This is a genomic window from Hydrogenimonas sp. (assembly GCF_029933015.1).
GTDB lineage: Bacteria > Campylobacterota > Campylobacteria > Campylobacterales > Hydrogenimonadaceae > Hydrogenimonas.
This window is the reverse complement of sequence record NZ_JAOZOZ010000093.1, coordinates 1-6,363: the sequence shown is the minus strand read 5'-3', so window position 1 is coordinate 6,363 and position 6,363 is coordinate 1. Positions and strand designations below refer to the sequence as shown.

Sequence of the window (6,363 nt, the reverse complement as noted above, 5' to 3'; positions counted from 1 at the left end):
ACTCAGCACTCAGCACTCAGCACTCAGCACTCAGCACTCAGCACTCAGCACTCAATTCTGTACTAAACGTGTGATTATACAGATTTGCAAGCTATTTATCGATACAATCTCCCATACTATTTCATGGAGCGGGTATGGGAATGACTATCGACAGGATACGAAAAGAGATAAAAAAGGTCGTTGTCGGTCAGGACAAGATGATCGACGGTCTTCTTATAGGTCTGGCTTGTGACGGGCATATCCTTCTGGAAGGTGTGCCGGGTCTTGCCAAGACGACGACGGTCAATGCCCTTTCCAAAGCGCTGGGGCTCCAATTCAAAAGGGTTCAGTTCACCCCCGACCTTCTGCCCAGCGACATTATCGGTGCAGAGATTTACGATCCGAAGAACAACACGTTCAGGATCAAACACGGCCCGGTTTTTACCAATCTGCTGCTTGCCGACGAGATCAACCGCGCGCCGGCCAAGGTCCAGTCGGCACTTCTGGAGGTGATGCAGGAGCGTCAGGTGACCATCGGTGAGGAGAGTTTCAAGATCGACCCTCCGTTTCTGGTCATGGCGACACAGAATCCCGTGGAGCAGGAGGGTGCCTACAATCTTCCCGAAGCACAGCTCGACCGTTTCATGATGAAACTCGTTGTCGGATACAACACGCCTGAAGAGGAGCTGGAGATTGCCAGGCGTGTCGCGAACAATGCCCTGGGAGATGTCCAGGAAGTTGCCTCCAAAGAGGATATCTTCACGATGAAGGAAGAGGTGAAGGCTATCCACATCGACGAAGAGGTGGAGAGATATATCATCGATCTGGTTTTTGCGACAAGAGAGCCGAAAAAGTATGGATTGGAGAGTATAGAAAAGTGGATCATGTACGGTGCCAGTCCACGGGCGTCCATCGATCTGTACAAGGCGAGCCGCGCCCAGGCCTATCTGAGGGGAAAGGATTTTGTTTCTCCTGTGGATATCGCCTATGTGGCCAAAGAGGTGCTGCGTCACCGGATCATATTGAGTTACGAAGCGGAAGCGGAAGAGGTGAGTGCCGATCTCGTGATCGACAAAGTACTCGAGACCGTGGCGATACCCTAAAGGTTTTCGGTGAAAAAACGGCTCAGGACACTGCTGATCAAGACCAGACGGCAGGTCTTTTCGGAGATGATCGGCAACAACCCCTCCCTGTTTCATGGAGAGGGGTACGATTTCAGCGAACTTCGCGAATATCAGGTGGGAGACGATATCCGGAAGATCGACTGGACCATCACGGCAAAACTGCAAAAGCCCTATGTCAAGCTTTTCCATGAAGAGAGAGAACTGAGTGTCGTCGCCGCCTGTATGATGGGAGGCAGTCTCTTTTTCGGTACCCATCGTATCAAGCAGGAGGTTGTCGCCGAGATCGCGGCCATTCTTGGGTATTCGGCCGTAAAAAACGGAGATCTCTTCACCGGGGTTGTCTTGACGGAAGGCGGTGAAAAGGTGGATCGTCCGACCAAACGGATCTTCGGTATCAACCGTTTCGTTGAATCGGTGGATTCGCTCTCCGTGTTGGGACGGAAAGTCGATTACGAAGAGGGACTTCGCCGTCTTTTTCGCCGCATCAAACGCAGAAGTGTGCTTTTTGTCGTGGGAGATTTTCTCTCCGAGGTGGATCTTGCACTGCTCAGCAAGCGCCACGAAGTGATCGCCGTGATCGTGCGTGATCGGTTTGAGGAGCATCCCAGCCCTCTGGGGCAGGTACATCTGGTGGATCCCGAGACGGGTGCGACACTACAGACCCATTTCGGTGAGCGCAGCGTGGCGAAATACAGAGCCCAGATTATAGCCAGCGACAAGAGACTCTATCACCATCTCCACAAACATCGCATCCGCTTCGTCAAGGTCTATACGGATGAAGATCCCTTCGGAAAACTTGTCAGACTCTTTGGAGGGAGAGTATGAATCCTCAGGAGCTTCCGATACGCGATATCAAACCGCTTCTTCCGATTCCGGACATATCGATCTATCTCTTTTTCGGTCTGGTGACGGTGGTTCTTCTCGTGGCGGGAGTCCTGGTCTATTTTCTGTGGAAATGGTGGGTAAAACATCGCAAGGCAGATCCGCGGATCCAGTGGCTCAAACAGCTGGATGCGATCGATTTCGATCAGCCCAAGAAGGCGGCCTATCTGATGACGAAATATGGAAGACTTCTGGCGGAAGACAAACGAAGGCAGGAGATTCTGGAGCAGTTGATACCGAAGCTGGAGCGTTACAAGTACAAAAAAGAGGTGCCTCCTTTGGACGAGGAGGTCAAAAGGTTCATGAAACTTTTTATCGAGATGTCACACGATGCACTTTGAGTATCCGTGGGTTTTGACGCTTTTTCTACTCTTTCTTTTCTGCGAGCGAAAATGTCCGCTCAGGCTGGAGCTTCTCTATTTTCCCCATATCGACAATATCGTCCGGCATGCGAAAAGCACGTCGCTGCTTCAGGCTTTCAAATGGATGGCGTGGAGCGGATTGATTCTGGCACTGGCGTCTCCGGTGATGACGAAAGAGTTCACGCCTTCCACCGCCATGGGACGGGACATGGTTCTGATCGTGGATGCCAGCCGCTCCATGGATGAAGGGTTTTCCCTGATAGAGAGCGAAAACAAGTTCGAAACCCTCAAAAAGGTTCTGAAAAACTTTATCGAAAAACGGAAAAACGATCGTCTGGGACTGATCGTCTTCGGGGAGTATGCCTATATCGCCTCGCCGGTCACGTTCGATCATGAACTGGTCGCGGCCATGGTGCCCTATCTCGAAGTGGGAATGGCTGGCGAAAAGACGGCGATCTACGACGCACTGGCGATGGCGGCGCGTCTGCTGAAAGATTCGGACGCCAAGACGAAGGTGGCCGTTCTTCTGACGGATGGACGAAACACGGCGGGGAAGATCCCTCTGCAGGTGGCCAGAAAACTTCTGAAACAGTATGGTATCCGACTCTATACGATCGGTATCGGCCGATCCCACGATTACGATCCGGTTCTGCTGAAATCTCTGGCGGATGCCACCGGCGGGAGGTTCTTTTCCGCTTCCGATCCGAAAACGCTCGAAAAGGTCTATGCCGAAATCGATCGGCTCGAACCCTCCGAAGTGAAACAGCAGCCTGTCACCGAGACGACCTACCTCTACAGCTATCCGCTCTTCGTCGCGGCGATGTCGCTGCTCTTTTACCTCTTTTTTCTCAATCGCAGCGAGGTGGCGTAGGATGACCTTTCTCTATCCCGAATTCATCTATATGATGCTACTGCCGGCGGGGCTTCTGATCTATCTGATCACAACCAACAAGGATGTGGTGGAGAGGGTTTTCAGTGCCCAAACCCTCGATCGGCTTCGAATCAGCGGGGATGCCCTGGGACGGACGGGGCACAACACCCTGATCTTCGCCGCTTTTTTCTTCATGACGATCGCTTTGGCGAGGCCCGTCATCGAACAGGGAGAGGAGCGGGTACAAAGCAGAGGGGTCGACCTGGTCGTCGCGCTGGATCTGTCGCGTTCGATGAGGGCTTCCGATTTCTACCCGAACCGTCTGGCGTTCGCGAAGCAGAAACTCGAAGAGATCGTTCCGACCCTGCATGTCGGTCGGATCGGAATGATCGGATTCACTTCCGCATCTTTCATCGTCGCACCTCTGACGACCGATCGTGAGAGTCTCGTCTTTCTGCTTCGAAGGCTCCGGCCAGAAACGATCACCGCCGAAGGGACCGATCTGTCGGCCGCGATAGAAGGGGCGGCGAAGGTTTTGAAAAAGAGTGATCATCGAACCCTGATGATCGTGACGGACGGAGGGGAAGAGCAGGATATGGAGACGCTGGTGGGGCTGGCCAAGCGTTACGGTCTGCGAGTCATCGTCTGGATGGTCGCCTCCGAAAAGGGGGCACCCGTCCCTCTGGACGACGTCGTATCGAAGAGAAAACCCGATGAGATCGTCATGAGCCGGGCCAATACAGCACTCTCGAAGCTGGCCGAAGCGACCGGAGGGATCTACGTGCCCGCGACTCTCTCCCAGGAGGATGAAAGACGCATCGGAGAGTTTCTGGAGAAGCTCTCCAAAGATGCCACCTCCTACGAAAAGATCGTGCATCACAGGATCGAACTCTTCTACTATCCTCTGATCGTGGCTCTGTTGATTCTTCCTTTCGCACTCTATTCGATGGGGGGCGGAATCGGAAAGAGAGCCGCTCTCGCGGCGTTTATGGCGATACTGAGTACGGTTCCGCAGCAAGGATATGCGGGGCTGCTGGATTTTGTCACGATCGAAAAGGGTGTCGAAGCCTACAAAAAAGGGGAGTACAAGAGAGCTTCCGAAGCGTTCGAGAAAGTGGCACTGGCTTCGGACAAGGCGGAGGCATGGCTCGATCTTGGAAACAGCTACTACAAAAGCGGACGCTACAGGCGTGCATGCTGGGCCTATGGGAATGTCGTGACCTCCGATCCCTACATCGAGTGGGAGAAACTCTACAATCTGGCCAACTGCCATGTCAGGCTCGGGGAGCTGGAAAAGGCGGTGGAGCTATACCGCAAAGCTCTCAGGATTCATGAAGACCCCGATGTCCGCTACAATCTGGAGCTGGTGCTGAAGGCATTGGAAGCCCGTGAGCGGAAAAAGAGGCAGGAGCGCAAAGGCGGGGGAGAAGAGAAGAGGCAAAAGAGCAAAGGCCAGGGAGAAGGTGCTCCATCGAAAGAGAAGAGCACCCAGCCGGGTTCGAGGGAGAACAGAATGAAAAACCGTCAGATGAGCCGGTCGGAAGAGGAGAAGTGGATGCGGTTGATCCAGAAACAGCCGATGCGTGCGAAACTCTATCCGCTGACGAAGCCCAGGGAGGGAAAACGTGTCGATGCCTGGTAGAGTGGCGATACTTCTTTTTTGTATCTTCTCCATAATGACGGGAAGCGTGAAACTCGTCGTCGACGAGAATCCTGTCAGAAGGGGAGAATCGGTCGAGTTTTCCATCGAAGCGGAAGGAGAGAGTGCCATCTTTCCGAAAATCCGTACGATCGGCGACTACAATGTGACACGGGAAGGGATGCAGCGGCTGGAACGGCTGGATGGGAACCGGAGCGTGACCAAGTGGGTCGCGTATTATACCTTTACACCCGAGGAAAATGTGACGATCCCCTCATACGATGTGATCGTCGATGGCAAAGAGGAGCGGACACCTCCTCTGCTTCTGGAAGTGCAGGAGAGATCGAAAGGGGAGGATCGGGATTTTCGTCTCTTTCTGGAGACGGAAAAGGAGAAGGCCAGGGTAGGAGAACCCGTGGAGGTGACGGTGCGGTTTGTCCAGAAAATCGACGTACCGGTCATGAATGTCGATTTCGTTCCGATCAAGTACGAAAATTTCTGGGTCAAACGGATCGTGGGCCGGAAGGAGTATCGCCGAAAAGAGGAGCGTGTCATCGAAGAGCGTTTTCTCTTTTTCCCCCAGATCGCCGGTGATCTGACGATCGGGCCCGCCGAAGTGAAGATCGCCATGGCGAAGAAGATGCGGGATGCGTTCGGGTATGTCGTCCGGCGGCCTCAATGGTTTTCGGTGGTTTCAAAACCGGTGACACTTCATGTCGATCCTCTGCCCGAAGGCGTCAAACTCGTAGGAAATTTCAAAATCGAAACCCGTGTCGAACCTTTACGGGCCGAAGCCGGCCGGCCTGTGACACTGACGGTAAGTGTGGAGGCGGAGGGAAATATAGAGGATTTCGATCTGCCTCCCCTGCGGATCGAGGGTGTGACGGTCTACGAAGAGGAACCGAAAATCGAACAGCGCTATCTTCAAGGTGTCTACCGAGGCAGATGGGTCAAAAAGTACGTCCTGGTGGCGGACCGGTCCTTCACGATCCCGTCGATGGAGCTGCGCTTTTTCAACCCCCAAAAAGGTGTGACGGAGATATCCAGAAGCGCTCCGGTTTCCGTCGAAATCGTGGGTGGGAAGCCCCGGGGTGAGAAGGCCTCCGGAAATGGAGTGACACAAAAGAAGAGGGAGGAGAGTATGGTCTGGATCTACCTGAATCTCGCGGCGGCTTTTGGGCTGGGTATGGGGGTGATGTATCTGACCCTTTGGCTGATGGATCGGAAGAGAAAGAGAAAAGAGCGAAAGATCCCCGCAGCAGGGAGCGAATCACAGATGCTGCAGCGGCTGATGCCCTACATCGCAGAGTCAAAAGAGGCTGCCCAGATGGCGGAAAACCTCTATGCCTCGATCTTCGAAGGCAAGGCGGTGAAAGTGGACAGAAAAGCGTTTGAAAGGTTGATCGAGAAATTGAGAATTGAGAATTGAGAATTGAGAATTGAGAATTGAGAATTGAGTGTTGAGTGTTGAGTGTTGAGTGTTGAGTGTTGAGTGTTGAGTGTTGA

At 53.4% G+C, this 6,363-nt stretch carries 6 protein-coding genes; all 6 read left to right on the top strand.

Going from position 1 to position 6,363, the window contains the following annotated elements:
* The first annotated feature begins 134 nt into the window (after nucleotides 1-134).
* From Q1K23_RS06880 to Q1K23_RS06855, 6 genes are read left to right on the top strand one after another with little or no spacing between them, the layout of a single operon-like run.
* On the top strand, nucleotides 135-1,082 hold the full coding sequence (locus tag Q1K23_RS06880; protein WP_300363408.1) for a MoxR family ATPase: 948 nt from the start codon (nucleotides 135-137) through the stop codon (nucleotides 1,080-1,082).
* A gap of 9 nt (nucleotides 1,083-1,091) precedes the next feature.
* A complete protein-coding gene (locus tag Q1K23_RS06875) occupies nucleotides 1,092-1,928 on the top strand; it encodes a DUF58 domain-containing protein (RefSeq protein ID WP_300363407.1) in 837 nt (278 codons plus the stop codon).
* Complete coding sequence (locus Q1K23_RS06870; protein ID WP_300363406.1) at nucleotides 1,925-2,326, top strand: hypothetical protein; 402 nt, start codon at nucleotides 1,925-1,927, stop codon at nucleotides 2,324-2,326. The genes Q1K23_RS06875 and Q1K23_RS06870 overlap by 4 nt, the downstream gene beginning before the upstream one ends.
* The gene (locus Q1K23_RS06865; protein WP_300363405.1) at nucleotides 2,316-3,218 is read left to right on the top strand and encodes a VWA domain-containing protein; all 903 of its coding nucleotides are present in this window, start codon (nucleotides 2,316-2,318) and stop codon (nucleotides 3,216-3,218) included. The genes Q1K23_RS06870 and Q1K23_RS06865 overlap by 11 nt, the downstream gene beginning before the upstream one ends.
* A 1-nt stretch (nucleotide 3,219) precedes the next feature.
* Nucleotides 3,220-4,860: a VWA domain-containing protein gene (locus Q1K23_RS06860; protein WP_300363404.1), complete on the top strand. Its 1,641-nt coding sequence runs from the start codon at nucleotides 3,220-3,222 to the stop codon at nucleotides 4,858-4,860.
* On the top strand, nucleotides 4,850-6,286 hold the full coding sequence (locus Q1K23_RS06855; RefSeq protein WP_300363403.1) for a hypothetical protein: 1,437 nt from the start codon (nucleotides 4,850-4,852) through the stop codon (nucleotides 6,284-6,286). The genes Q1K23_RS06860 and Q1K23_RS06855 overlap by 11 nt, the downstream gene beginning before the upstream one ends.
* Nucleotides 6,287-6,363 lie beyond the last annotated feature (77 nt).

Excerpts from the sequence above, each read along its gene's own strand:
- Q1K23_RS06865 (WP_300363405.1), top strand. The coding sequence starts at position 2,316 with ATGCACTTTGAGTATCCGTGGGTTTTGACGCTTTTTCTACTCTTTCTT.
- Q1K23_RS06880 (WP_300363408.1), top strand. The coding sequence starts at position 135 with ATGGGAATGACTATCGACAGGATACGAAAAGAGATAAAAAAGGTCGTT.
- Q1K23_RS06855 (WP_300363403.1), top strand. The coding sequence starts at position 4,850 with ATGCCTGGTAGAGTGGCGATACTTCTTTTTTGTATCTTCTCCATAATG.
- Q1K23_RS06870 (WP_300363406.1), top strand. The coding sequence starts at position 1,925 with ATGAATCCTCAGGAGCTTCCGATACGCGATATCAAACCGCTTCTTCCG.
- Q1K23_RS06860 (WP_300363404.1), top strand. The coding sequence starts at position 3,220 with ATGACCTTTCTCTATCCCGAATTCATCTATATGATGCTACTGCCGGCG.